The sequence below is a fragment of the Pseudomonas sp. ADAK2 TE3594 genome (assembly GCF_053628675.1).
The window spans coordinates 167320-192314 of the sequence record NZ_JBRJGV010000001.1 but is presented as its reverse complement, the minus strand read 5'-3'; the positions used below and the strand labels follow the sequence as shown (position 1 = coordinate 192314).

The following is a 24995-nucleotide window of genomic DNA, read 5'->3' as shown; positions in this document are numbered from 1 at the left end:
GGCGGCGAACTATATCACTGCAAAGGCCAAGCGCCCAAGGCCCAAGCCGGGCATGTTCAGCAACATGACCGCCTGAAATCATCTATTTAGAGAGATTCGGTAACAAGTAATGACAAACCGCGACGAACTTGCGTGAGGGTTTTGATCATTACCGTTATAATCGCCGCCTTTTCATCAGGCTATTCGATTTCCGACATGAACCAATCCAGCGACCTGATTCAATCAGCACAACGTACCATCCGCCTCGAACTGGAAGCCGTACAAGGCTTGCTGCCCCATATCGATGCAGATTTCGTACGTGCTTGCGAGATGATTCTGGCCAGCAAAGGCCGGGTGGTCGTGGTCGGCATGGGCAAATCGGGGCACATCGGCAACAAGATTGCCGCCACCCTCGCCAGCACCGGCACCACGGCTTTCTTCGTGCACCCGGCCGAGGCCAGCCATGGCGACATGGGCATGATCACCCGTGACGACATCATTCTGGCGCTGTCGAACTCCGGCTCCACCAATGAAATCGTCACCTTGCTGCCGCTGATCAAGCGCCAGGGCATTCAGATGATCAGCCTGACCGGCAACCCCGATTCGCCGCTGGCCAAGGCTGCGGAAGTCAACCTCAATGTCAGCGTCGAACACGAAGCCTGTCCGCTGAACCTGGCACCCACCTCATCGACCACCGCGGCGCTGGTCATGGGCGATGCTCTAGCCGTTGCCTTGCTTGAAGCTCGCGGTTTTACCGCTGAAGACTTTGCCTTTTCCCACCCGGGTGGTGCCCTTGGCCGCCGTTTGTTGCTGAAAGTTGAAAATGTCATGCATGCCGGCACCGAATTACCGCAAGTGATGTGCGGTACGTTGCTCAAGGATGCCTTGATGGAAATGACCCGCAAGGGGTTGGGCATGACCGTTGTACTGAGCACGGATGGAAAGCTCGCCGGGATCTTCACCGACGGCGATCTGCGCCGCACGCTGGACCGCACGATCGATATCCACAGCACGACCATTGATGAAGTGATGACCGTCCATGGCAAGACCGCCCGCGCCGAGATGCTCGCCGCCGAGGCCCTGAAAATCATGGAAGACCACAAGATCAACGCACTGGTAGTGGTCGACAGCGAAGACCGCCCGGTCGGCGCCTTGAACATGCACGATTTGCTGCGTGCGGGAGTAATGTAATGAGCACGAACCTGCTGCAACGCGGCAAACAGATCAAACTGGCGGTATTCGATGTCGACGGCGTACTGACCGATGGGCGCCTGTACTTCCTCGAAGACGGCAGCGAATTCAAGACTTTCAACACCCTTGACGGCCAGGGCATCAAGATGTTGATGGCAGCCGGCGTGCAGACCGCTATCATCAGCGGCCGCAAGACCCCGGTGGTTGAACGGCGCGCGAAGAACCTCGGCATTCCACACCTTTACCAGGGTCGCGAAGACAAACTGGTGGTGCTCGACGAACTTCTTGCCCAGCTCAACCTGAGCTATGAACAAGTGGCCTACCTTGGCGACGACCTGCCAGACCTGCCGGTGATTCGCCGTGTCGGCTTGGGCATGGCGGTGGCCAGCGCTGCCAGTTTCGTGCGCGAACACGCCCACGGCATCACCCAGGCCCGTGGTGGCGAGGGTGCTGCTCGCGAATTCTGCGAATTGATCCTGCGGGCCCAGGGCCGCCTCGATGCGGCCAACGCCGCGTACCTGTGAGCCCATCATGCTGAGCAAAAAGATTCGCAACATCCTGATGTTCGGTTGCATCGCAGCGATTTTTGCAGCGGTCGGCTACTGGAACATCAGCCCGGAACGCTTTCTCGACAAACCGGTGGTGAAGGTCGATGAAAGCGCGATCGACTATTACGCCGTCAACGCCCACAGCGTGCAGTTCCTGCCCGACGGCAAACTGCAATACGAAATGACGTCGGACAAGGTCGAACACCTGAAAGCGACCGAAGTGACGCTGCTGACCAATCCTGACCTGAATATGTTCCGTGGCACCGAGTTCCCCTGGCATGTCCAGAGCGAGCGCGGCGAAGTCAATCCGGACGGCACTCAGGTCGAGCTGATTGATTCGGTACGTATCACTCGTTTCGACGAAAAAAACCGTAAAACCCTGATTACCACCACCCGTATGACCGTGTTCCCGCAGCAGCAATATGCGCAGACCGATCAACCCGTTAGAATCGACGGCGCTGGCGGTGTATCGACAGGCAACGGAATGAAAGCGTACTTGAAAGAAAGCAGGATACACCTGCTATCGAACGTAAGAGGACAGTATGAGGCTCGTTAAAACTCTCCCTATTTTGCTCAGTCTGGGCGCAGCACTGGGAAGCGTGAGCGCCTGGGCTCTGCCGAACGATCAAGAGCAGCCTATCCGCATTCAGGCCGACGATGCCCAACTGGACGACAAGAATGGCGTTGCCACCTATAAAGGTGATGTGATCATCACCCAGGGCTCGATGATCGTTAAAGGCAACACCGTGACCATCACCCGCACACCTACCGGCGACATTGACGTGGTGACTTCGGTGGGCAACCTCGCCTACTTTGAGCAACTGCAGACCGCTGGCGACACCAAGCCTGTTCAGGGCTGGGGGGTGACCATCCAGTACCACGCCGCACAAAACCGCGTCGTGCTGATCGACAAGGCAAAAGTCGTCGACAAAGACAACAACACCACCCAAGGCGAGAAAATCGTCTACGACACGGTGAAAAAGCTTGCGAGCGCCGGTCGCGCCACGGGTAACAAGGTCACCGAGACACGTCCTCGCATCGACATGGTGATCCAGCCGAAGAAGAAAACCGACGAGCAAAAGGCCCAGTAATGGCAACTCTGAAAGCTCAGCATCTGGCCAAGAGCTACAAGAGCCGTCAGGTCGTGCGCGACGTCAGCCTGTCCATCGACAGCGGTCAGATCGTCGGCCTGCTTGGCCCTAACGGCGCCGGTAAAACCACCTGTTTCTACATGATTGTCGGCCTGGTACAGGCCGATCAGGGTCGCGTACTGATCGACGACCTGGATGTCAGCCACCAGCCGATGCACGGTCGTGCGAAGGCGGGTATCGGCTATCTTCCGCAAGAAGCGTCGATCTTCCGCAAACTGTCGGTGGCCGACAACATCATGGCCATCCTCGAGACACGCAAGGAACTCGACAAGGCCGGTCGTCGCAAAGAGCTGGAAAGCCTGCTGCAGGAATTTCACATCCACCACATCCGCGACAACCTCGGCATGAGCCTGTCCGGTGGTGAACGCCGCCGCGTGGAAATCGCCCGGGCACTGGCCACCAATCCGAAATTCATCCTCCTCGACGAACCCTTCGCCGGTGTGGACCCGATTTCGGTGGGCGACATCAAGCAGATCATTCATCACCTCAAGGCCAAAGGCATTGGTGTGCTGATCACGGACCACAACGTCCGCGAAACCCTAGATATCTGCGAAACCGCCTACATCGTCAACGACGGCCAACTGATCGCTGAAGGTGACTCCGCCACCATCCTGGCCAATGAGCTGGTCAAGGAAGTGTATCTGGGTCATGAGTTCCGCCTGTAAGCACTGAGGTGCCCGGGTCGCCGAGAGCGCGCGCACTTCAATAAAAAATCAATAAGTTTTTATTGTTACAGCGCTCTAGGCAAACACTTCAGTTTCAGGCATATAATTTGCTTATGTTTGGCGCTTCGGCGCCCTGTAGTGGATGGCGCATGTGCGCCGGCGAATAAGGTGTTAAGCCCCTGCCATGAAACCATCGCTAGTCTTGAGAATGGGCCAGCAGCTGACGATGACACCGCAGCTGCAACAGGCCATCCGCCTGCTCCAATTGTCGACCCTGGACCTGCAACAGGAAATCCAGGAGGCCCTGGAGTCCAATCCGATGCTCGAACGCCAGGAAGAAGGCGACGACTTCGATAACGCCGACCCCTTGGCCGATAGCGCCGAACAGAAACCCAACGCCGACATTCAGGAACCCTCCTACCAGGAAACCGCCCCAACGGTGGACAACCTCGAGGAAGGCGACTGGAATGAGCGCATTCCCAACGAATTGCCCGTCGATACTGCCTGGGAAGACGTCTACCAGACCAGCGCCAGCAGCCTGCCGAGCAACGATGACGACGAGTGGGATTTCACCACCCGCACATCCGTCGGTGAAAGCCTGCAAAGCCATTTGCTCTGGCAACTGAACCTGGCACCGATGTCCGACACCGATCGCCTGATCGCCGTGACCCTGATCGACTGCATCAATAATCAGGGCTACCTGGACGAAACCCTTGAGGAAATCCTCGAGGCGTTCGACCCGGAACTGGACATCGAACTGGACGAAATCGAAGCCGTCCTGCACCGCATCCAGCAGTTCGAACCCGCAGGCATCGGCGCCCGCAACCTCGGTGAATGCCTGCTGCTGCAACTGCGCCAGCTGCCCGCCAAGACCCCTTGGCTGGCCGAGGCCAAGCGCCTGGTCACCGATTACATCGACTTGCTCGGCAGCCGCGACTACAGCCAACTGATGCGTCGCATGAAGCTCAAGGAAGATGAACTGCGTCAGGTCATCGAATTGGTCCAGAGCCTCAACCCGCGCCCAGGCTCACAAATCGAGTCCACCGAAGCCGAATACGTCGTTCCCGATGTGATTGTGCGCAAGGACAACGAGCGCTGGCTGGTGGAGTTGAATCAGGAATCGGTGCCACGCCTGCGTGTCAACGCCCAATACGCCGGTTTCGTGCGTCGCGCCGATACCAGCGCTGATAACACCTTCATGCGTAATCAGTTGCAGGAAGCTCGCTGGTTCATCAAGAGCCTGCAAAGCCGCAATGAAACCCTGATGAAAGTCGCCACCCAGATCGTCGAGCATCAACGCGGCTTTCTTGAATACGGTGACGAAGCCATGAAGCCGTTGGTGCTGCACGACATCGCCGAAGCGGTGGGCATGCATGAATCGACGATTTCACGGGTGACCACGCAAAAATTCATGCATACCCCGCGGGGCATCTATGAACTGAAATACTTTTTTTCCAGCCACGTCAGTACCTCAGAAGGCGGTGAATGCTCGTCCACGGCGATCCGCGCGATCATCAAAAAACTGGTTGCCGCGGAAAATCAGAAAAAGCCGTTGAGTGACAGCAAGATCGCTGGTTTACTGGAGGCACAAGGCATTCAGGTGGCTCGCCGCACCGTCGCCAAGTACCGCGAATCCCTCGGGATCGCGCCTTCGAGCGAACGCAAGCGGTTGATGTAGAGCCACGCCACAGCGTTCCAGTGGTAGATCATCTGATCTACCGCTTTATGCACTGGCAACGAAGGAGAAGCTGTATGCAAGTCAACATCAGTGGACACCAACTGGAAGTGACCGAACCTCTTCGCACCTACATCGGCGAAAAACTCGAACGATTAGAGAGGCATTTCGACAAGATCACCAACGTGCAGGTCACGATGACGGTCGAGAAGCTCAAGCAGAAAATCGAAGCCACGCTGCATATTCCCGGCAATGAAGTGGTCGCTAATGCGGAACATACCGATATGTACGCAGCGATCGACGCACTGACCGACAAGCTGGATAAACAACTCAAAAAGCATAAGGAAAAGACCCAGAGCCTCCTCCAGGGCGCGACCGGTCGTTAACACTCCCAACCCATGATCCGACTTGAAAGCATCCTGACCCCCGGCCGTTCCCTGGTGAACGTGCCGGGCGGCAGTAAAAAGAAAGCCCTCGAGCAAATTGCCAACCTCATCCATCGCGAAGTGCCGGATCTGGCCATGCAGGATGTCTTCGAGAGTCTGGTCGCCCGTGAAAAACTCGGCTCCACCGGTTTTGGCAACGGCATCGCCATCCCCCACTGCCGTCTCAAGGGCTGCGAATCGCCCATCAGTGCCTTGATGCACCTGGATGCACCCATCGATTTCGACGCCATCGACGGTGCGCCGGTTGACCTGCTGTTTGTACTGCTGGTCCCGGAAGCCGCCACCGATGCACACCTGGAATTGCTCCGCCAGATCGCCAGCATGCTGGATCGCAAGGAGGTGCGTGAAAAACTGCGCAGCGCCCCGAGCAACGAAGCGTTGTATCAGGTTGTCCTGGACGAGCAGAACGGTCACTAATCATGCGCCTGATCATCGTCAGTGGCCGCTCCGGCTCAGGTAAAAGTACCGCCCTCGATGTGCTCGAGGACAACGGCTACTACTGCATCGACAACCTGCCTGCCGGCTTGCTGCCGGAACTGGCCGAACGCGCGCTGATTCACACCGAACTGGCACAACCGCTGGTGGCCGTATCCATCGATGCACGCAACCTGCCGAGCCACCTGTCACGGTTCCCCGAATTGCTGGAAGAGGTCCGCAGCCGGCATATCCAGTGCGATGTGCTGTACCTGGACGCTGACGAAGAAACCTTGCTCAAACGCTTTTCGGAAACTCGCCGTCGTCACCCGCTGAGCAGCGCAAATCGCTCGCTGGCGGAGGCGATAGAGGACGAAACCAATCTGCTGGGGCCGATTGCCGATCTGGCCGACCTCAAGGTCAATACCACCAATCTGAACCTGTATCAGCTACGCGATACCATCAAGTTGCGCCTGCTGAATCAACCGGAACCGGGCACTGCGTTCCTGGTGGAATCTTTCGGGTTCAAGCGGGGCATGCCGGTGGACGCCGATCTGGTGTTCGACGTGCGCTGCCTGCCCAACCCTTACTGGAAGCCGGAGCTACGGGCACAGTCCGGGCTCGACCAACCGGTGGCCGAGTACCTGGCGGCACAACCTGACGTCGAAGAGATGTTCCAGGACATTTCCTCGTACCTGCTCAAATGGCTGCCCCGCTTTGCCGCCAGCAACCGCGCCTATGTCACCATTGCCATTGGCTGCACCGGCGGGCATCACCGCTCTGTCTACCTGACCGAACGTCTGGGTCAGGTCCTGCAAAAAACCCTGAAGAACGTCCAGGTTCGCCACCGCGACCTCAGCTAAAGGATTCACATCGCGATGCCTGCTCTGGAAATCGAAATCATCAACAAGCTGGGCCTGCATGCCCGCGCGTCTGCAAAATTCGTTGGGGTCGCCGGTGAGTTCAAGGATTGCACGATCCGGGTAGGACGCACGCCGGAATCCACGGTCGATGGCAAAAGCATTATGGCAATGATGATGCTCGCTGCAGGCAAGGGCACCAAAATCTATATCAGTACCGAAGGCGAAGATGAGCAAAAAGCGCTGGATGCGCTGACAGACTTGATCAACCGCTACTTCGACGAAGGCGGATAAAAGTCAAAAGATCGCAGCCTCGTTTCACTCGACAGCTCCTACGGTATGCCGATCCTTGTAGGAGCTGTCGAGTGAAACGAGGCTGCGATCTTTTGATCCTGTTTTTCAAGCCAACGCGGTATCCATCACCATCATCAGACAAAACCCGATCAGCAGCCCAAGGCTGGCCAGTTTGTCGTGACCATGGCGTCGCGATTCGGGGATGACTTCGTGAGTCACCACCAGCAGCATCGCACCGGCCGCCAGTGCCAGACCCAACGGCAACAACAGTTCGGCCAGGCTCACCAGCCAGGCGCACAACAATGCGAAGACCGGCTCGACCAACCCTGACGCAGCACCGATCAGGAACGCCTTGACCCGCGACATCCCTGCTCCGGCCAACACCAACGCGATCACCAGACCTTCCGGCACATCCTGCAAGGCGATGCCCATGGCCAGGCTGTCGGCGTCAGGCATGCCACCACCGGCCGAGACGCCGACCGCCATACCTTCAGGGATGTTGTGGGCGATGATGGCGAACACAAACAACCAGATCCGCGGTGCAATCACCGATCGCTCCAGTGTCCCCACGAGCATTTCAGGTGTAGCGCCGGACACCTTGCGATCCACCAGAAACAACCCGAATGCACCCAGCATGATGCCAAAACTGATCAGGCCACTGGCCGCCCAAGGCGTCAGCCCGAGGTTTTCGGCCGCGGCAATGCCCGGCACGATCAGCGAAAACGCCGTCGCCGCGAGCATCACCCCGGCCCCGAAACCCAGCAGCGTATCGCTGACTGCCTGGGGCATCCGCCGAATCACCAGCACCGGCACTGCGCCCAAAGCTGTGCCCAGGGCGCAAATCGCCCCGCCTTGCAGGGCGCGCTGCAGTTTCGGTTCGAGGTCCAGCCAGCTCAGCCCTTGGGCAGCCAACAACGTCATGCCCGCCAGCAGTAACAGCGATCCCAGTGCGTAACGAAACATCCGTCCACTTCCGACCGCCAGTGTTTCAGTGCCCATAGTCAGCCCTGGATTATTTTATAGAGACTTAGGGGGCGTTCTCAACTAAACCAGCGCAACCTGATAACGCGCGGCGACTTCGGGCCAATTGATCACGTTGTAGAACGCATTGATGTATTCCGGGCGGCGGTTCTGATAGCGCAGGTAATAAGCGTGCTCCCAAACGTCCAGGCCGAGGATCGGCGTATTGCCACTCATCAACGGGCTGTCCTGGTTGCCGCTGCTTTCAACGATCAAGGTCTTTTGCGGCGTCACGCTCAACCAGGCCCAACCGCTGCCGAAACGGGTCAGCGCAGCTTTGGTGAAAGCCTCCTTGAAGTTGTCGAGGCCACCCAATTGCTCGTCGATCGCCTTGGCCAACGCACCTTCAGGCTGGCCACCACCGCCGGGCGACATGACTTCCCAGAACAACGAATGGTTGGCATGCCCGCCGCCCTGATTGATCACCGCCGCACGGAGCTTTTCCGGCAATTGCTGGACCGCCGCCACCAGTTTTTCCACCGGCCATTCGGCAAACTCAGTGCCTTCGACCGCGGCGTTGAGGTTGTTGATGTAGGTCTGGTGGTGTTTGGTGTAGTGGATTTCCATGGTCTGCGCATCGATGTGCGGTTCCAGGGCGTCATAGGCGTACGGCAAGGCAGGCAAGGTAAAAGCCATTTCAATGAACTCCATGTTGTAAGGGCGCAGGCTGATGCGAGGTCGAAGCGGTGTCGGTACGCAGCAACCGGTGGGTGCGCGGATACTCGCCGTGATCGCTGATGAAATTCAGCAGCTCGACATAGGTTTTGCTGCTCTGGCGCAGCGCGGCTTCACGCAAAGCGGGCGCCAGTCGCGGGTCCTGCATGGTCTGCAACAGTCGTTGATGGATCGCGCACAAATACTCGGCGCTCTCCTCCGGCTGGTTCAGACGCAAGTGCAGGTCCGCCAGGTTATGGTGGGAAATCACGCAAGCCGCCACCGCTTCGTCGGCATCGGCCCAGCGCTCGAACAACACTTGGGCCAAGGCCAATGCCTGCAAATAAACCTCGCGGGCATCGACCAGCTGGCCCAGCATGAAACAGTGATTTGCTCTTTCGATCGTGCGTTTCCAGTGCTCCATGGTGAGCCTCCAAAGCGGTAGCGGTGATTACACGCCGCCTGCGGTGAGCTTCTCTGGGTTGAGCAATTCTTCCAGTTGGCTGCGCGTCAGGTCGGTGTGTTCCAGGGCGACATCGATCACCGGCCGGCCCTGCTGATATGCCTTCTTGGCAATCTCAGCGGCTTTTTGGTAACCAATGATCGGGTTGAGTGCAGTGACCAGAATCGGATTGCGCGACAGCGCTTCCTTGAGCCGGGCCTCGTTGACCTTGAAGCTGGCAATAGCCTTGTCGCCCAGCAGACGGCTGGCGTTGGCCAGCAACTCGATACTGCTCAGCAGGTTCTGGGCGATGATCGGCAGCATGACGTTCAGCTCGAAATTGCCCGACTGACCGGCGACGGTGATCACCGTGTCGTTGCCAATCACCTGAGCGGCGACCATCGCGGTGGCTTCCGGGATCACCGGATTGACCTTGCCGGGCATAATCGACGAACCGGGCTGCAAGGCTTCGAGTTCGATTTCACCGAGCCCGGCCAACGGGCCGGAATTCATCCAGCGCAGGTCATTGGCGATTTTCATCAAGGAAACCGCTGTGGCCTTGAGCTGCCCTGAAACGCTGACCGCAGTGTCCTGCGAGCCGATCAGCGCAAACAGGTCCTTGCCCGGCGTAAACTGCACCTGGGTCAGTTGGCTGAGTTGCTGGCTGAAACGCGCCGCAAACTCTGGATGGGCATTGATCCCGGTGCCCACCGCCGTGCCGCCCTGGGCCACCGATTGCAGGCTTGGCAGCAGATCCTGCAGGTGACCGATGTTGGCCTTGAACTGTTGCGCCCAACCATTGAGCACCTGACTCATGCGCACGGGCATGGCGTCCATCAAATGGGTACGCCCGGTTTTGACGAACGGATGAACCTGCTCGGCCTTGTGTTCGATCACCTGCACCAGATGCACCAGCGCCGGCAGCAACTGCTCATGCAAGCTCAATGCGGCGCTGACATGGATGGTGGTGGGGATGATGTCGTTGCTGCTTTGGCCGCAATTGACGTGATCGTTGGGATTGACCGGCTCGCCCAACAAGCGGCTAGCCAAGGTGGCGATCACTTCGTTGGCGTTCATGTTGGAACTGGTGCCGGAACCGGTCTGGAAGATATCCACCGGGAAGTGCTGCATGAAGTCGCCTTCAAGCAGGCCTTGAGCGGCGTCGACGATCGCCTTGCCCTGGGATTCGCTGATCTGCTTGAGCTCGACGTTGGCTCGGGCGGCCGCAGCCTTGGCCAGAATCAGCGCGCGAATGAACTGCACGGGCATCGGTTTGCCGCTGATCGGAAAGTTATCCACCGCACGTTGGGTTTGCGCGCCGTACAAAGCATCAATCGGGACGTTTAACTCGCCCATGCTGTCGCGTTCGATACGTGTGTTATTCATCAGGAGATCCTTGCACCAGTTCTATGAGAGGAATCGAAGGTCGCAACTCGCAGGTCGCCAATTGCCACGCGTAGCTTTGCCAACGTTTGAGGCGGCATTTGCAGAGTGATTGCCGTTCGAGATCGCGTAGCGGTCGCCAGGCCTGGTCGAGACACAGGCTGCGCCAGTGCCAGGGCAGCGCGACGTCGGCGGCTGTGTCGAGTAATAAACGGAAGGAAGTTTCGGCGATGGTCCAGGGTGAGGTGGCCGTGCAACACGCCAGATACCGGCCTTCGGCCAGGTAATGTTCAATCAGGCGCGGCTCGTCAGGGTCCATGGCGCAACGGATCTGGCGACTCATCCAGCGCCAGCTTTCGAGGTAAGGCTGCTCGTGCAAGGCAGAACTCATGATCCGGGCTCATTCGGTAATGAGATTTATTATTAGATGATAATGAGAACCAAAACAAGATCTGCAAAGCACTGAGTACTTTGTGGGAGCGGGCTTGCCCGCGATGACGATTGAAGATTTAACATCGATGTCGGCTGAAATGACGCTATCGCGGGCAAGCCCGCTCCCACAGGATCTGTCTTGCGACCAATAAAAAAGGCGCGCCATCCAATAGGTGGCGCGCCTTTTTTTGTACCGGTAAGGGCTTAGCTACCCGCCACCGTCATCCGCTCGATCAACACCGAACCGGTGCGAATGTTGCTGCGCAATTCCAGGTCATTACCGACCGCAATGATCTGCTTGAACATGTCGCGCATGTTGCCGGCGATGGTCACTTCCTGGACCGCGAACTGGATTTCGCCGTTCTCGACCCAGAAACCCGCCGCCCCACGGGAGTAATCGCCTGTGACCATGTTCAGGCCCTGCCCCATCAGTTCGGTGACCAGCAGGCCACGGCCCATGCGGCGTAGCAAGGCTGCCTGATCTTCGTCGCCGTGGGTGACGAACAGGTTGTGCACGCCGCCGGCGTTGGCGGTGCTCGGCATGCCTAGCTTACGACCGGAGTAGGTGCCGAGTATGTAGGACACCAACTCGCCCTTCTCCACGAACGGTTTGGCGTAGGTCGCCAGGCCATCGCCGTCGAAGGCCGAACTGCCCAGGGCGCGCATCAGGTGCGGACGTTCATCGATGGTCAACCATTCCGGGAACAGCTTCTGCCCCAGCGTGCCTTCGAGGAACGAGGATTTGCGGTACAAACTGCCGCCGGAGATCGCCGACAAGAAACTGCCGAACAAGCCACCGGCCAGTTCTGCGGAAAACAGCACCGGCACTTCGCAGGTCGGCACCGGACGCGCCCCCAGACGGCTCGCCGCCCGTTGCGCGGCACGCTGGCCGATGCTCTCAGGTGAGGCCAGCAAATTGCCCTGACGGTTCACGTCGTACCAGTAATCGCGCTGCATCTGGCCATCGGCTTCGGCGATCATCACGCAGCTGAGGCTGTGACGAGTCGACGCGTAACCACCGATAAAACCGTGGCTGTTGCCGTAAACCCGGCAGCCCTGGTGCGTGCTGAGGGTGGTGCCGTCGGCATTCTTGATCCGGCTGTCGGCGGCAAACGCCGCTGCTTCACAGGCCAGGGCCTGCTCGATGGCTTGCTCCGGGGTGATATTCCATTGGTGGAACAGGTCGAAATCCTGCAGATCCTTGGCCATCAACGCGGCATCCGCAAGGCCTGAGGCTTCGTCTTCGGAGGTATGCTTGGCAATGGCCAGCGCGGCGGCGACGGTTTCGCGAATCGCTTCCGAACCGCTGGCCGAGGTGCTGGCCGAGCCTTTGCGCTGCCCCACATACAAGGTGATGCCAAAGCCCTGATCGCGATTGAACTCAACGGTTTCGACTTCCCGCTGACGCACCGTGGTCGACAAGCCCTGCTCCAGCGACACGGCCACTTCACAGGCACTGGCACCCTGGCGCTTGGCTTCAGCGATGATCTGCTCGACTTGTTCTTGCAGTGCCGGCAACGCTTGTGGGCCGACGCTTTCAACTGCACTCATGCTGTTCTCCACTCAAATTCTGCTTTCGGCTGGGGCCTTCGAGCGACCGGGCCGGACAAGCGGCCCCCGACTGGTTATCATGGCGGCGTTTCTTTGCGGACGGCCACCATGGTTGATTCTTACGACGACTCCCTCGATACGGGAGAAAAAAGCAAATCCCAGGTTAAACGCGAGCTGCATGCTCTGGTTGACCTTGGCGAGCGCCTTACAACACTCAAGCCTGACTTGCTGGCAAAACTGCCGTTGACCGACGCTATGCGCCGGGCCCTGGCCGATGCGCCCAAGCACACCGCGAATATCGCGCGTAAACGGCACCTTATGTTCATCGGCAAACTGATGCGCGATCAGGACACTGACGCCATTCTGACTCTGCTCGATCAACTGGATGCCTCCACTCGGCAGTACAACGAACGTTTCCATGGCCTGGAACGCTGGCGCGATCGCTTGATCGCGGGCGACGATGCAGTCCTGGAGAAGTTCGTGCTCGACTACCCGGAAGCTGATCGTCAGCAATTGCGCTCCCTGATCCGTCAGGCCCAGCACGAACTGGCGACCAACAAGCCACCGGCCTCGAGCCGTAAAATCTTCAAGTACATCCGTGAGCTGGACGAGACTCAACGCGGTCTGCGCTAACGTCCCGCATCTCTTGTAGGAGCTGCCGCAGGCTGCGATCTTTTGATCCTGATTTTGTAAAATCAAAAGTCAAAAGATCGCAGCCTGCGGCAGCTCCTACAAGGGACATCTTCATGCGCCTGTGCCACCCACAGTGATCGCATCGATTTTCAGCGTTGGCTGGCCGACACCCACCGGCACCGACTGCCCATCCTTGCCACACGTCCCCACACCGCTGTCCAGCGCCAGATCGTTACCGACCATCGATACTTTGCTCATGGCTTCCGGGCCGTTGCCGATCAACGTCGCGCCTTTGACCGGGGCGGTAATCTTGCCGTCTTCGATCAGGTACGCCTCGCTGGTGGAGAACACGAACTTGCCGCTGGTGATGTCCACCTGACCACCGCCGAGGTTGGCGCAGTAGATGCCGCGCTTCACCGAAGCGATGATTTCCGCCGGATCGCTTTCGCCCGCCAGCATGTAGGTATTGGTCATGCGCGGCATCGGCAGGTGCGCGTAGGATTCGCGACGACCGTTACCGGTGCGGGCCACGCCCATCAGGCGCGCGTTAAGCTTGTCCTGCATATAACCTTTGAGCACACCGTTTTCGATCAGCGTGGTGCACTCGGTCGGTGTGCCTTCGTCGTCGACGCTCAGCGAACCACGGCGCCCGGCAAGGGTGCCGTCATCGACGATGGTGCAGAGCTTCGATGCAACCATCTCGCCCATGCGCCCGCTGTAGGCCGAACTGCCCTTGCGGTTGAAGTCGCCTTCCAGGCCATGACCGACAGCTTCGTGCAGCAACACGCCGGACCAACCGGAACCCAACACCACCGGCAACGTACCGGCCGGGGCCGGGATCGCTTCCAGATTCACCAGCGCCTGACGCAACGCTTCGCGGGCATAGCCCATGGCGCGGTCGTCGCTGAGGAAATAGCGGTAATCGGTACGACCGCCACCGCCATGACCACCGCGCTCACGACGGCCATTCTGCTCGACGATCACGCTGACGTTGAAACGCACCAGCGGCCGCACATCCGCCGCCAGCCCGCCGTCGGTGGAAGCAATCAAAATCCGTTCCCAGACCCCGGCCATGCTCACGGTGACTTGCTGGATACGCGGGTCGAGGGCACGGGTCGCCACGTCGATACGCTTGAGCAACTCGACTTTCTCGGCACGGGTCATCACTTCCAGCGGGTTGTCCGGCCCATACAATTGGGCAACATCCTGGGTGGTGAATGCCTGCACAGTGCCGTTCTGCCCGGCCCGGGAGATCGAACGGGCCGCACGGGCAGCCGCGCCCAGCGCTTCGAGAGTGATCGCATTGCTGTAGGCGAAACCGGTTTTTTCGCCCGATTGCGCACGCACGCCGACACCCTGGTCGAGGTTAAAGCTGCCTTCCTTGACGATCCCGTCTTCCAGTGCCCAGGACTCGGAAATTTGCCCCTGGAAATACAGGTCGGCGGCATCGATGCCCGGGCCGGCCAGATCGCCGAGCACACCTTGCAGGCTCTCGATCGTTACGCCGCCGGGCGCCAGGAGGTGTTCACTGACGGAGGACAACAACTCGCTCATATGCTTTACGCCTTAAATTCGTCGTTCTGATGCAGGTCGCTGGGCGCCCTGCGAGAAAAAGCGCCGGTGAGTGGACACCGGCATCCGCGCCCTGATGGACGCCTGTTCGCTGCTGTCGCGTTCGGCCAGCAGCACGGCCTCGCCTTGATCCTGTTGCGCCAGCACACGCCCCCATGGGTCGATAATCGCGGCATGACCAAAGGTTTCTCGTGGCCCCGGATGCGTCCCACCCTGGGCGGCCGCGAGCACATAACACTGAGTCTCGATAGCCCGCGCGCGAATCAGCACGTCCCAATGGGCCGCGCCGGTCACCGCGGTAAAGGCCGACGGTGCAGTAATCAACTCCGCGCCGGCTGCACGCAATTCGCTGTACAGCTCCGGGAAACGCAGGTCGTAACAAACCGTCAGCCCGACCCGGCCCACCGGTGTGTCGGCAACCACCACACCACTGCCATAAGCATAGTCATCGGATTCGCGATAACGCCCGCGATTGTCCGCCACGTCCACGTCGAACAGGTGCAGCTTGTCGTACCGTGCCACAGTCTCGCCCTGATCATCCACCAGCAACGAGCATGCATGCACTTTGGCCGTCGGTTGATCCACCGGCGGCAACGGCAATGTGCCGGCCACTATCCATAACTTGAGGTCACGGGCGGTCTGTTTCAACCACGGCAGGATCGGGCCTTCGCCCAAGGCTTCGGCGCGGCCGATGTCGGCAATGTCGCGACGGCCCATGGCAGCGAAGTTTTCCGGCAGCACGGCTAGCCGCGCACCACCGGTCGCCGCCTGCTCAAGCAGACGACGGGCCTGGGCCAGATTGGCCAGCACATCGCTCTGGCTGACCATTTGAATCACCGCTACAGACATGGCCATTTCCTTACTCAAAACAACACATGACCTGTAGGAGCGAGGGTTTGCCCGCGAAGGCGTCTGTCCTGACGCACCGCGGTGCGTCGGTTCGCGGGCAAGCCTCGCTCCTACAGGCGCATTCGAACGTACGGACATGCTACTCCATAGGCCCAGAGAGTGCTTTTTCAAAAGAATTCAAAAAGGCTTGTCGAAGGTGATTTTCGGTTCTTTCCATGGCCCTTTGACGGTGTATTTGACGCTGGCAAAGCGCGCCACGCGGTCACCAATCAACTTATCGATCAGGAACAGCGCCCCGCCGACGGCCGGTGCACCGACGATCAGTGCCGCAATCGGCAGGTTGTTGGTCACCGGCAAAGTCACCAACAACTTGGCATCGACCTGATCACCCACCAGGTCCAGCGTGCCGTTGAGCTCCACATTGCTCGACGGACCGGTCAGCAGAATGGGTTCACGGGTCACGTAGACCCCGTTACTTGCGACCAGCAAGCCTTTGACCCGGTCATAGCTCAAGCCTTTGCCGAACAGGTCGGAAAAGTCCAGGCGCAAACGGCGGCCGATGGAGTTGAAGTTGAGCAGGCCAAATACCCGCAGCGCCTGAGCGCTGCCCTCGACTTCAACAAACTGACCTTTATTCAGTGACGCATCAAGGCTGCCGGTGAAGCGCTTGGTCGCCAGCCACGCCGGTGACCCAGGCCAGCGACCGTCGACATCCATGTGAAACTCTTCGCTGGTGACGCTCGGCGCAAACCCCCAGCCCTTGAGCACGTCGGCAAGGTTCTTGCCACTGACTCGGCCCTTGTACCAACTGCTGGAATTACCCGGCGTGCCTTCCCAGCCACCGCTGCCCTGCAAGAGGATGCCCTTGAGGCCCAGATCCAGGGTATTGAAGGCAACTCCCTTGGCGGTCGGCCGAACTTTCAAATGCCAGGCGCCCACCAGATCCTGCCCCTGGAACAGCTGATTGATGGTGATATCCAGCGCCGGGATCTTCGTGGGGTCCACGGTGGCCAGCGGGTCCGGCGAATTCTCGTCAGCCAGCACCGTAGGGTCTGGTGCCGGCAAACGTACGTATTGCAGATTGACCGCAATCGGTGCGGCTTTCGCATCGAGAATACCGACACTGCCCTTGGCCTGCTGACTGTCGAGTTGCAAGGCCCACGCGGCCGGTTTACGCGTCAACTGCACCGACGCCTGATCGAGGGTGGTGCCGAAACCAGTGAGTTTTCCAACCTTCAAATCCGCGCCACTGAGCAACTGTTTGGCACTGCCACCTGGATCCTGACCGGCATACCTGGTCAGCAGATCCTGCCAGGGAGCGACATCCAGCTCGGACAGTACACCACGCACGCGCAAGCCTTTGGCACCGGGTAACACGGCATTGCCGCCACCGAGAAGCAACTCGCCGCGACCGTCGGCGAAATTGCCGGTCGGTGCCGCAAACGTGAAGTTCGCCAGTTCACCGTAGTTGACCCAGTAACGCCGCTCCGGGCCTTGCAGGGTCATGCGGAACACGGTGTCGCGCCCGACATCGGCCGCCATGCCGAACGGCGCCGGCAAATCCACCGCCACGCCCTTGAGGTTGGAACTGACCATCAATTGACTGTCGGCGCCATCAAGGTTCAGCTGCAACTGATAAGGGATCATGCCCGTCACCGGCAACGGCTGAGTGACGTTCAGCCATTGGGTGAGTTTCTTGACCTCGACCTCACCCGACGCGGTGACCCGAGTGTTGAGCTTGCCCGGGCTGCCTTCAGCGAATATCTGTGCGGTCACTGGCTTGTCAAACGCTCGCGCCGTGATCTTTTGCCCGCTCAGCCCCTTGGTGCTGTCGAAACGGAAATCGCCCTTGAGTTGCGTCAATTCCAGAGTCGGCTCGCTAAGTTTCAAGCGGGCCTTGTCAGTCTTGAAGTCGACGAGGATTTTCGGCTGCTCGCCTTTGACCAGCGGGATATCGAGCTTGAGCTTGCCTTGCAGATCACCCTCGCCTTCCCAACCGGCAAACGTGTCGGAGGTGCCGATGGGCGCCTCCTGCAGAATCTTCAGACCATCGCCCAACCCGCCAGCGAACGCGCCGTCGAGAAACAGATGAGTGCTCTGCCCGGCAGGTACACGGGGAATATTGACGTAGACGTCGCTGACCTGGGTGTCGAGCAATTGGCCCTTGCTCGCGAGGATCCGCACACCGCTGTCTTCGATGAACACATCGCCGCTGACCTTGCTGACATGCGGCCAGCCCGGCTGAAACGCCAGCTCGGCATCGTGGACCTTGAAAAACAGGCTGATGCTGCGAGCCGTTTCGGCGGCGCCGTGGTTCAGCGAACCCTGGTACTGGAAGAAGCCTTCATCCACCGCGCCCTTGAGAATCGCCGTGCGTAGCCATTCGTCCAGCCCCGGACTGAGAACCGTCGGCAGGTACTTGGCTGTGTAGCGACCGTCGCCGTCGACCAGGCCGACACGCAGGTCCATGTAGTCTTCCTGGGTGTGATCGAAATGCAGGCGTATCAGGAAATCGCCGGCAATCTTGCCCTCCTCGCCCAGCACCTTCAGGTACGGCGAGATCAGGGTGAAACCTTCTTTGTCGAGTTTCCAGGTCAACCGGGCGTTGGCCTGAATGTATTGCCATGGCTTGGCGAAAATCGGGTCCAGGTGCAGGGAAAAATCCTTGCTGTCCATGCGCAGCTCGCCCTGCCCGAGGTCGCCGCTGATGCTGCCACTGACATTTCGCACCGCTGGTGCACCGCGATAAGCATCGAAGCCGACCTTTTCCAGATTGGCGGCAAAGCTGAATTTGCTGTCATCGGTAGCGGCTGGGCGGAAGTCGATCAGCACGTTGCGCAAAACTCCGGTGACCTTGAGCCGCTCGACCGCCGTGGCGACACCTTCGGGCAGCGGGCCCAGTGCGTTCAGCAGCGGAGTGAGCGGTGTGAGATCGAGACGGTCGGCTTGCAGATGCAAGAGCTCTGGCGCCTTGTCTGTCGCGGCAGTTTGTTTAAATTGCAGTTTCGATTCCCAGCGGGTGTCACCCAGGTTCATCGCCAGAGAATCCAGGGTCACCAGGACGCCAGTGGAACTGCGCTGAAAATACCCGTTAAGCGCCAGATTGTTGATCTGGATCGGCTTGCGCTCGGCATAGGCGCCCTTGAGTTGCGGCGCGTTCAAACGAATCGCGGCGCGTTGCAGGGTGCCTTTGCTCCAGTTCATCCAGAGCTCGCCACCGGCCTTGATCTCGGAGAAATTCCATTGCTGGGTCAGGCGCTCGGGCAGCCATTTCGACCAATCGCTTTGCGGCAGGCTCAAGTAAGCGTCCGCTTCGCCGTCCTTCCATTGGGCTGCGCGCAAACGGGTGCGCAGGCTCATCGCCACCGGCTGGCCGTCGGGCAGGGTCAAACGGGCATCGAGCCGCTGGCGGGATGGACCGGTTTTCAGATTCAGGCCAACGTAGGTCAGGGTCAGCGGCGACTCTCCCAACGGCTGCAAGGTGATCTGGCTGTCGAGCACCGACAGCTGCTGGACCATCTGCATGCGATTGAGCAGTTGCTCCGGGTCCAGCGGCTGGTCCTGCTGCACCGGCAACCCTTCCAGCGCCCAATGACCGTCTTCGCCTTCCTTGAGGCTGATCTTCAGGCCGTTGAGTTCCAGGTGTGCGATGCGCACTTCGCGTGCCAGCAGGCTGGCCCAGAGATCCGGCACCGCGCGCACCTGATCCAGGCGCAAGGCATTGGAACCCTCGCCGACCATCACATCATGGGCCAGCAGAACCGGAGCGAGGCCGCTCCAACTGCCTTCCAGCTTGCCGATCTGCAGGGGCATGCCCAAGGCATCGCTGGCTTTGTCTTCGACGTCGGCACGGTACTCGGCCACCAGCGGCGTCAGCTCCCGGCCGAGACTGACGAACAGCGCCATCAGCACCAAAACCAACGCACACAGGCCCAGACCCCAGCGGGTCAGTGCGGCCAAAATGCGTGTCAGACGGTCCATGTCAGTTGGCTCCCATGGCAAAAATACTGCAAAAAGCTGAGGCCAGCCGTTCTAGTGGAGGTGAAACACAACGATTCAGAGCAACACCACGTCGTATTGTTCCTGGGAATACATGGTTTCCACCTGGAACCGAATAGTGCGTCCGATAAAGCCTTCGAGCTCGGCGACGTTGCCTGACTCTTCATCGAGCAAACGGTCGACCACTTTCTGATTCGCCAGCACCCGATAGCCTTCGGCCTGATAGGCCCGGGCCTCACGCAGGATTTCGCGGAAGATCTCGTAACACACGGTTTCCGGAGTCTTGAGCTTGCCCCGACCCTGGCAGCTGCTGCACGGTTCGCACAGCACTTGCTCAAGACTTTCGCGGGTGCGCTTGCGGGTCATCTGTACCAGGCCCAACTCGGTAATGCCGATGATGTTGGTCTTGGCGTGATCGCGTTCCAGTTGCTTCTCAAGCGTGCGCAATACCTGCCGCTGATGCTCTTCATCCTCCATGTCGATGAAGTCGATGATGATGATCCCGCCCAGGTTACGCAGGCGCAACTGACGAGCAATGGCGGTGGCGGCTTCGAGGTTGGTCTTGAAGATGGTTTCTTCGAGGTTGCGATGACCGACAAAGGCCCCGGTATTGACGTCAATGGTGCTCATGGCTTCCGCCGGATCAACCACCAGATAGCCGCCGGACTTGAGCGGCACCTTGCGTTCCAGGGCTTTCTGGATTTCGTCTTCGACACCGTACAGGTCGAAGATCGGCCGTTCGCCGGGGTAATGCTCCAGACGGTCGGCGATTTCTGGCATCAGTTCAGCGACGAACTGCGTGGTTTTCTGGAAGGTTTCCCGGGAGTCGATGCGGATCTTTTCGATCTTCGGGCTCACCAGGTCACGCAAGGTCCGCAACGCCAGGCCGAGGTCTTCGTAGATCACGCTCGGCGCGTTGATGGTCTTGATCTGTTCGTTGATCTGGTCCCAGAGCCTGCGCAGGTAGCGGATGTCCATGAGGATTTCATCGGCCCCGGCCCCTTCGGCAGCGGTACGCAGAATAAAACCGCCGGCTTCCTTGATACCTTCCTTGGCCACGCAGTCGGTGACCACCTGCTTGAGGCGTTCGCGCTCGGCTTCGTCCTCGATCTTCAGGGAAATGCCGACGTGGGCGGTGCGCGGCATGTACACCAGATAGCGCGACGGAATCGACAGTTGTGTCGTCAGGCGTGCGCCTTTGGAGCCGATCGGGTCCTTGGTGACTTGTACCACCAGGCTCTGACCTTCATGAACCAGCGCGCTGATGCTCTCCACCGCAGGGCCTTCGCGCAGGGAAATTTCCGAGGCATGAATGAACGCGGCGCGGTCCAGCCCGATATCGACGAAGGCTGCCTGCATGCCCGGCAATACCCGCACGACCTTGCCTTTATAGATGTTGCCGACGATCCCGCGCTTTTGCGTGCGCTCGACGTGGACCTCTTGCAGGACACCGTTTTCGACCACCGCCACGCGCGATTCCATCGGCGTGATGTTGATCAGGATCTCTTCACTCATGGCAGGGTCTCGTTCAGGCATGTTCACGATAATGGCCGCATCTTGTCAGTACGACGCTCAACGCGCGTTAAAGGTTTGCCAACAGGGTATGCCGAAATGGCCGAGTAGCTCGCAGGTTTCGCACAGGGGCAATCCGACCACCGCCGAGTAACTGCCGTTGAGCCCGGCGACGAACACCGCGCCCAGTCCTTGAATCCCGTAACCGCCAGCCTTGTCCCGGGGTTCGCCGCTGGCCCAATAGGCCGCTGCTTCGTCGGGGTCGATGTTGCGAAAACGCACCAGGCTGCGCACCACCAAAGACTCGCAACGCTCGCCATTGCGCACCGCAATCGCGGTCAGCACTTCATGTTCGCGCCCGGACAACAGCATAAGCATGGCGCATGCGTCGGCTTCGTCCACCGGCTTGCCGAGAATTTTCCCGTCCAGCACCACGGCGGTGTCGGCACCCAGTACGCAGAAATCCGCATCGGACACGATCGTCTCGTGCCCGGCCTCGGCCTTGCCGCGCGCCAGACGCTCGACATAGGCCGATGGGGATTCTTCAGGTAAAGGGGTTTCATCGATGTCCGCGCTGATGACGGAGAACGACACGCCGATCTGCGTGAGCAGTTCACGCCGACGTGGCGAGCCTGAGGCGAGGTACAGCTGTTTCATCAAGACATCTCCCTGCTAGCGCCCTGTCTCACAAATACTGTTCCTTTTTGTCGAGACAGGGCACCGGTGCGAGCACATGCCTGACCGAATTAATTGATTTTGTAGCGTCGACGCAAACCGCGCAAACCGTAGCTGATCCATGGCCAGAGCAACGCGCTGACCAGTGCCGGCAACACCAGCGCCAGGGTCGGCTGACGATTGCCGGTCAGGGCGCTCAGCCACAACTGAACCAGTTGGGCGAGGCCGAAGATCACCAGAATCACCAGGCTCTGTTGCCACATCGGGAACATGCGCAGGCGCTGTTGCAACGACAGCACCAGGAACGTAATGAGCGTGAGGATCAACGCGTTCTGACCCAGCAACGTGCCATACAGCACGTCTTCGGCCAGCCCCAGGCACCAGGCGGTCACCATGCCGACTTTCTGCGGCAGGGCCAACGCCCAGAAGGCCAACAGCAAGGCCAGCCACAAAGGACGCAGGATTTCCATGAACTGCGGCAGCGGCGAGACGCTGAGCAGCATGCCGATGGCGAAGGTCAACCAGACCATCCAGCCATTTCGGGATGAAGTTGCACCGCCCATTATTCTCTTCCCCCAGTGGTAGCCGGCGCGGAGACAGGCGGTTTGGCAGCAGGCTTCACGGCAGCAGGTTGGGCCACCGGTGGTTTGGTGGCGGCGGGTGCCGACGCGGGTGGCTTGCTGGCAGCATGGGCAGCGGCAGGTTTTGCCGGGGTCGTGGCAGCAGGTGCAGCAACAGGTGCAGCCGCTGGAACAACCGGAGCCGCGACAGCAGCCGGTATCACCGACGCGGCCGGTTTCGGCACGGTCGCTGGAATGATCGGCCCACCGCCGTGCTGGTCCAGAGTTTCCTGAGCCTGCGCGGCTTCGTTGGCGCGCTCCTCGGCTGTGCGACCGTCAGTGAACACCAGCAACAGATAACGACTGCGGTTCAACGCTGCGGTCGGCACCGCACGGACGATGGCAAATGGCTGACCGGAATCGTGGATCACTTCCCTGACCGTCGCCACCGGGTAACCCGCCGGGAAACGCTGGCCTAGGCCGGAGCTGACCAGCAGATCGCCTTCTTTAATGTCGGCGGTATCGGCCACGTGACGCAGCTCAAGGCGTTCCGGGTTACCGGTGCCGCTGGCGATCGCCCGCAGACCGTTTCGGTTCACCTGCACCGGAATGCTGTGAGTGGTGTCAGTCAGCAACAGTACGCGGGAGGTGTACGGCATCAACTCCACCACCTGCCCCATCAGGCCGCGGGCATCGAGTACCGGCTGACCGAGGACCACACCGTCGCGCTCACCTTTATTGATGATGATGCGATGGGTGAAGGGGTTGGGGTCCATGCCAATCAACTCGGCCACTTCGACCTTTTCGTTGACCAGCGCGGAAGAGTTGAGCAACTCGCGCAGCCGAACGTTCTGCTCGGTGAGGGCTGCCAGCTTTTGCATGCGGCCCTGCAACAGCAGGTTTTCGGTTTTGAGTTTTTCGTTTTCGGCGACCAGTTCGGTCCGGCTGCCAAATTGGCTGGCCACACCCTGCCATAGCCGCTGCGGCAGGTCGGTGATCCAGTAAGACTGCATCAGCACCAGCGACATTTGGCTACGCACTGGCTTGAGCAGTGTGAAGCGGGCATCGACCACCATCAGCGCGACCGATAGCACGGCCAGCACCAACAAGCGCACGCCCAGTGAGGGGCCTTTGGTGAAAAGCGGTTTAATAAGCCGCTCCTCCCAGGCAAATGTTCTCTTTATTCATACGGCATCAAACCGGCCTGGATGCAGACTGACAGAAGATAAACGCCAACAGGCAGCACTGCAAAGTGCTGCCTGCGCGCTCAACAGCATAGAGGCGATCCGGCGACTTATTCGCTGGAAAGCAGATCCATGGTGTGTTTATCCATCATTTCCAATGCACGGCCACCGCCACGAGCAACGCAGGTCAGCGGGTCTTCGGCGACGATCACCGGCAGACCGGTTTCCTGGGCCAGCAACTTGTCGAGGTCGCGCAGCAAGGCGCCACCACCGGTCAGTACCAGACCACGCTCGGCGATATCCGACGCCAGCTCCGGAGGCGATTGCTCCAGCGCACTTTTCACAGCCTGAACGATGGTGGCCAGGGACTCTTGCAGAGCTTCCAGCACTTCATTGGAGTTCAGGGTGAATGCGCGTGGAACGCCTTCGGCCAGGTTACGGCCACGAACGTCGACTTCACGAACTTCGCCGCCCGGGTAGGCCGTGCCGATTTCCTGTTTGATGCGCTCGGCGGTGGATTCGCCGATCAGGCTGCCGTAGTTGCGACGCACGTAGGTGATGATCGCTTCGTCGAAGCGGTCGCCGCCAACCCGTACGGATTCGGCATAGACCACACCGTTGAGGGAGATCAGCGCGATTTCAGTGGTACCGCCACCGATATCGACAACCATCGAACCACGAGCTTCTTCAACTGGCAGGCCGGCACCGATTGCAGCAGCCATTGGCTCTTCAATCAGGAACACTTCACGGGCACCGGCGCCAAGGGCCGATTCACGGATGGCACGACGCTCAACCTGGGTCGATTTGCACGGAACGCAGATCAGCACACGAGGGCTAGGCTGCAGAAAGCTGTTTTCGTGAACCTTGTTGATAAAGTACTGCAGCATTTTTTCGCAGACGCTGAAGTCGGCGATCACACCGTCCTTCATCGGACGAATGGCAGCAATGTTGCCCGGCGTACGGCCGAGCATGCGCTTGGCCTCGGTGCCGACAGCAACGACACTTTTCTGGTTACCGTGTGTCCGAATAGCCACAACGGAGGGCTCATTCAGGACGATACCGCGCTCGCGCACGTAAATAAGGGTGTTGGCAGTGCCCAGGTCAATGGAGAGATCGCTGGAAAACATGCCACGCAGTTTCTTGAACATGGGAAAGGGACCCTAGGCAACGCGTGGGTAAAAAAGTGCGGCAAACTCTAACAACGACAGGGATTTTGGGCAAGGCGCCAATATGTTAAATTGGCGGCTTTTCTGTGCACCAAGCCCCACAATCGCGGCCTTGAGACCGTAGAAATGCGGTAGTGTTC

At 59.5% G+C, this 24995-nt stretch carries 25 protein-coding genes; 11 read left to right on the top strand and 14 right to left on the bottom strand.

All coding sequences use genetic code 11. The features are described 5' to 3' along the window. The first annotated feature begins 195 nt into the window (after positions 1-195). The 10 genes from AB7M22_RS00815 to AB7M22_RS00770 all read left to right on the top strand — a co-directional run bounded on the left by AB7M22_RS00815 (position 196) and on the right by AB7M22_RS00770 (position 7223). A complete protein-coding gene (locus AB7M22_RS00815; RefSeq protein WP_454184910.1) occupies positions 196-1170 on the top strand; it encodes a KpsF/GutQ family sugar-phosphate isomerase in 975 nt (324 codons plus the stop codon). Continuing rightward, the gene (locus tag AB7M22_RS00810) at positions 1170-1694 is read left to right on the top strand and encodes a KdsC family phosphatase (RefSeq protein WP_454184909.1); all 525 of its coding nucleotides are present in this window, start codon (positions 1170-1172) and stop codon (positions 1692-1694) included. Before AB7M22_RS00815 ends, AB7M22_RS00810 begins: the two co-directional genes overlap by 1 nt. Before the next feature lie 7 nt (positions 1695-1701). Further along, complete coding sequence (lptC, locus tag AB7M22_RS00805) at positions 1702-2274, top strand: LPS export ABC transporter periplasmic protein LptC (RefSeq protein WP_007901543.1); 573 nt, start codon at positions 1702-1704, stop codon at positions 2272-2274. Then, on the top strand, positions 2261-2809 hold the full coding sequence (gene lptA, locus AB7M22_RS00800; protein ID WP_454184908.1) for a lipopolysaccharide transport periplasmic protein LptA: 549 nt from the start codon (positions 2261-2263) through the stop codon (positions 2807-2809). Before lptC ends, lptA begins: the two co-directional genes overlap by 14 nt. Then, positions 2809-3534 carry an LPS export ABC transporter ATP-binding protein gene (gene lptB, locus AB7M22_RS00795; protein ID WP_007901537.1) on the top strand — a complete coding sequence of 242 codons (726 nt, stop codon included), beginning with the start codon at positions 2809-2811 and terminating at the stop codon, positions 3532-3534. The genes lptA and lptB overlap by 1 nt, the downstream gene beginning before the upstream one ends. A 184-nt stretch (positions 3535-3718) precedes the next feature. Beyond that, the gene (locus tag AB7M22_RS00790) at positions 3719-5212 is read left to right on the top strand and encodes an RNA polymerase factor sigma-54 (RefSeq protein ID WP_032835202.1); all 1494 of its coding nucleotides are present in this window, start codon (positions 3719-3721) and stop codon (positions 5210-5212) included. Between the two features lie 74 nt (positions 5213-5286). After that, positions 5287-5595 carry a ribosome hibernation-promoting factor, HPF/YfiA family gene (gene hpf, locus AB7M22_RS00785; RefSeq protein ID WP_007941242.1) on the top strand — a complete coding sequence of 103 codons (309 nt, stop codon included), beginning with the start codon at positions 5287-5289 and terminating at the stop codon, positions 5593-5595. A gap of 12 nt (positions 5596-5607) precedes the next feature. Then, a complete protein-coding gene (gene ptsN / locus AB7M22_RS00780) occupies positions 5608-6072 on the top strand; it encodes a PTS IIA-like nitrogen regulatory protein PtsN (protein ID WP_454184907.1) in 465 nt (154 codons plus the stop codon). A gap of 2 nt (positions 6073-6074) precedes the next feature. Then, positions 6075-6932 carry an RNase adapter RapZ gene (gene rapZ / locus AB7M22_RS00775; RefSeq protein ID WP_008008622.1) on the top strand — a complete coding sequence of 286 codons (858 nt, stop codon included), beginning with the start codon at positions 6075-6077 and terminating at the stop codon, positions 6930-6932. A 15-nt stretch (positions 6933-6947) separates the two neighbouring features. Continuing rightward, the gene (locus AB7M22_RS00770; RefSeq protein ID WP_008008621.1) at positions 6948-7223 is read left to right on the top strand and encodes an HPr family phosphocarrier protein; all 276 of its coding nucleotides are present in this window, start codon (positions 6948-6950) and stop codon (positions 7221-7223) included. A gap of 105 nt (positions 7224-7328) precedes the next feature. On the opposite strand, the gene AB7M22_RS00765 is transcribed toward AB7M22_RS00770, so the two are convergent. The 6 genes from AB7M22_RS00765 to pmbA all read right to left on the bottom strand — a co-directional run bounded on the left by AB7M22_RS00765 (position 7329) and on the right by pmbA (position 12705). Next, positions 7329-8222, bottom strand: coding sequence for a ZIP family metal transporter (locus AB7M22_RS00765; protein ID WP_454184906.1), 894 nt, complete (start codon positions 8220-8222; stop codon positions 7329-7331). Positions 8223-8267: 45 nt separating this feature from the next. Next, positions 8268-8879: a superoxide dismutase gene (locus AB7M22_RS00760; protein WP_454184905.1), complete on the bottom strand. Its 612-nt coding sequence runs from the start codon at positions 8877-8879 to the stop codon at positions 8268-8270. 1 nt (position 8880) lies between these two features. After that, complete coding sequence (locus AB7M22_RS00755) at positions 8881-9321, bottom strand: hypothetical protein (RefSeq protein ID WP_454184904.1); 441 nt, start codon at positions 9319-9321, stop codon at positions 8881-8883. A gap of 27 nt (positions 9322-9348) precedes the next feature. Next, positions 9349-10725: a class II fumarate hydratase gene (locus tag AB7M22_RS00750; protein ID WP_454184903.1), complete on the bottom strand. Its 1377-nt coding sequence runs from the start codon at positions 10723-10725 to the stop codon at positions 9349-9351. Continuing rightward, entirely contained in the window at positions 10718-11113 is a 396-nt protein-coding gene (locus AB7M22_RS00745; protein WP_454184902.1) for a FagA protein, read from the bottom strand. Before AB7M22_RS00745 ends, AB7M22_RS00750 begins: the two co-directional genes overlap by 8 nt. Before the next feature lie 245 nt (positions 11114-11358). Next, a complete protein-coding gene (pmbA, locus tag AB7M22_RS00740; protein ID WP_454184901.1) occupies positions 11359-12705 on the bottom strand; it encodes a metalloprotease PmbA in 1347 nt (448 codons plus the stop codon). A 108-nt stretch (positions 12706-12813) separates the two neighbouring features. Here pmbA and yjgA point away from each other — a divergent pair, with 108 nt between their 5' ends. Then, positions 12814-13338, top strand: a complete 525-nt coding sequence (gene yjgA / locus AB7M22_RS00735; protein WP_007901505.1) for a ribosome biogenesis factor YjgA — start codon at positions 12814-12816, stop codon at positions 13336-13338. A gap of 111 nt (positions 13339-13449) precedes the next feature. Here yjgA and tldD read toward each other — a convergent pair whose 3' ends face one another. From tldD to mreB, 8 genes are all read right to left on the bottom strand, one after another. Next, positions 13450-14892, bottom strand: a complete 1443-nt coding sequence (tldD, locus tag AB7M22_RS00730) for a metalloprotease TldD (protein ID WP_454184900.1) — start codon at positions 14890-14892, stop codon at positions 13450-13452. Positions 14893-14904: 12 nt separating this feature from the next. After that, positions 14905-15759 (bottom strand): carbon-nitrogen hydrolase family protein, encoded by an 855-nt coding sequence (locus AB7M22_RS00725; RefSeq protein WP_454184899.1) that lies wholly within the window; start codon positions 15757-15759, stop codon positions 14905-14907. A gap of 177 nt (positions 15760-15936) precedes the next feature. Next, positions 15937-19740, bottom strand: a complete 3804-nt coding sequence (locus AB7M22_RS00720) for a YhdP family protein (protein WP_454184898.1) — start codon at positions 19738-19740, stop codon at positions 15937-15939. Positions 19741-19815: 75 nt separating this feature from the next. After that, positions 19816-21273, bottom strand: a complete 1458-nt coding sequence (rng, locus tag AB7M22_RS00715) for a ribonuclease G (protein ID WP_007901490.1) — start codon at positions 21271-21273, stop codon at positions 19816-19818. A 57-nt stretch (positions 21274-21330) separates the two neighbouring features. Then, positions 21331-21927 (bottom strand): Maf family protein, encoded by a 597-nt coding sequence (locus AB7M22_RS00710; RefSeq protein ID WP_454184897.1) that lies wholly within the window; start codon positions 21925-21927, stop codon positions 21331-21333. An 89-nt stretch (positions 21928-22016) separates the two neighbouring features. Beyond that, positions 22017-22508, bottom strand: coding sequence for a rod shape-determining protein MreD (gene mreD / locus AB7M22_RS00705; protein WP_038978956.1), 492 nt, complete (start codon positions 22506-22508; stop codon positions 22017-22019). Continuing rightward, positions 22508-23656: a rod shape-determining protein MreC gene (gene mreC / locus AB7M22_RS00700; protein WP_454188744.1), complete on the bottom strand. Its 1149-nt coding sequence runs from the start codon at positions 23654-23656 to the stop codon at positions 22508-22510. Before mreC ends, mreD begins: the two co-directional genes overlap by 1 nt. A gap of 143 nt (positions 23657-23799) precedes the next feature. Further along, positions 23800-24837: a rod shape-determining protein MreB gene (gene mreB, locus AB7M22_RS00695; RefSeq protein WP_002555108.1), complete on the bottom strand. Its 1038-nt coding sequence runs from the start codon at positions 24835-24837 to the stop codon at positions 23800-23802. Positions 24838-24995: the final 158 nt, after the last annotated feature.

What these genes read in the sequence shown, in the direction of transcription:
- AB7M22_RS00815 (WP_454184910.1), top strand. Translation starts at nt 196, where the DNA reads ATGAACCAATCCAGCGACCTGATTCAATCAGCACAACGTACCATCCGC.
- AB7M22_RS00810 (WP_454184909.1), top strand. Translation starts at nt 1,170, where the DNA reads ATGAGCACGAACCTGCTGCAACGCGGCAAACAGATCAAACTGGCGGTA.
- lptC (WP_007901543.1), top strand. Translation starts at nt 1,702, where the DNA reads ATGCTGAGCAAAAAGATTCGCAACATCCTGATGTTCGGTTGCATCGCA.
- lptA (WP_454184908.1), top strand. Translation starts at nt 2,261, where the DNA reads ATGAGGCTCGTTAAAACTCTCCCTATTTTGCTCAGTCTGGGCGCAGCA.
- lptB (WP_007901537.1), top strand. Translation starts at nt 2,809, where the DNA reads ATGGCAACTCTGAAAGCTCAGCATCTGGCCAAGAGCTACAAGAGCCGT.
- AB7M22_RS00790 (WP_032835202.1), top strand. Translation starts at nt 3,719, where the DNA reads ATGAAACCATCGCTAGTCTTGAGAATGGGCCAGCAGCTGACGATGACA.
- hpf (WP_007941242.1), top strand. Translation starts at nt 5,287, where the DNA reads ATGCAAGTCAACATCAGTGGACACCAACTGGAAGTGACCGAACCTCTT.
- ptsN (WP_454184907.1), top strand. Translation starts at nt 5,608, where the DNA reads ATGATCCGACTTGAAAGCATCCTGACCCCCGGCCGTTCCCTGGTGAAC.
- rapZ (WP_008008622.1), top strand. Translation starts at nt 6,075, where the DNA reads ATGCGCCTGATCATCGTCAGTGGCCGCTCCGGCTCAGGTAAAAGTACC.
- AB7M22_RS00770 (WP_008008621.1), top strand. Translation starts at nt 6,948, where the DNA reads ATGCCTGCTCTGGAAATCGAAATCATCAACAAGCTGGGCCTGCATGCC.
- AB7M22_RS00765 (WP_454184906.1), bottom strand. Translation starts at nt 8,222, where the DNA reads ATGGGCACTGAAACACTGGCGGTCGGAAGTGGACGGATGTTTCGTTAC.
- AB7M22_RS00760 (WP_454184905.1), bottom strand. Translation starts at nt 8,879, where the DNA reads ATGGCTTTTACCTTGCCTGCCTTGCCGTACGCCTATGACGCCCTGGAA.
- AB7M22_RS00755 (WP_454184904.1), bottom strand. Translation starts at nt 9,321, where the DNA reads ATGGAGCACTGGAAACGCACGATCGAAAGAGCAAATCACTGTTTCATG.
- AB7M22_RS00750 (WP_454184903.1), bottom strand. Translation starts at nt 10,725, where the DNA reads ATGAATAACACACGTATCGAACGCGACAGCATGGGCGAGTTAAACGTC.
- AB7M22_RS00745 (WP_454184902.1), bottom strand. Translation starts at nt 11,113, where the DNA reads ATGAGTTCTGCCTTGCACGAGCAGCCTTACCTCGAAAGCTGGCGCTGG.
- pmbA (WP_454184901.1), bottom strand. Translation starts at nt 12,705, where the DNA reads ATGAGTGCAGTTGAAAGCGTCGGCCCACAAGCGTTGCCGGCACTGCAA.
- yjgA (WP_007901505.1), top strand. Translation starts at nt 12,814, where the DNA reads ATGGTTGATTCTTACGACGACTCCCTCGATACGGGAGAAAAAAGCAAA.
- tldD (WP_454184900.1), bottom strand. Translation starts at nt 14,892, where the DNA reads ATGAGCGAGTTGTTGTCCTCCGTCAGTGAACACCTCCTGGCGCCCGGC.
- AB7M22_RS00725 (WP_454184899.1), bottom strand. Translation starts at nt 15,759, where the DNA reads ATGTCTGTAGCGGTGATTCAAATGGTCAGCCAGAGCGATGTGCTGGCC.
- AB7M22_RS00720 (WP_454184898.1), bottom strand. Translation starts at nt 19,740, where the DNA reads ATGGACCGTCTGACACGCATTTTGGCCGCACTGACCCGCTGGGGTCTG.
- rng (WP_007901490.1), bottom strand. Translation starts at nt 21,273, where the DNA reads ATGAGTGAAGAGATCCTGATCAACATCACGCCGATGGAATCGCGCGTG.
- AB7M22_RS00710 (WP_454184897.1), bottom strand. Translation starts at nt 21,927, where the DNA reads ATGAAACAGCTGTACCTCGCCTCAGGCTCGCCACGTCGGCGTGAACTG.
- mreD (WP_038978956.1), bottom strand. Translation starts at nt 22,508, where the DNA reads ATGGGCGGTGCAACTTCATCCCGAAATGGCTGGATGGTCTGGTTGACC.
- mreB (WP_002555108.1), bottom strand. Translation starts at nt 24,837, where the DNA reads ATGTTCAAGAAACTGCGTGGCATGTTTTCCAGCGATCTCTCCATTGAC.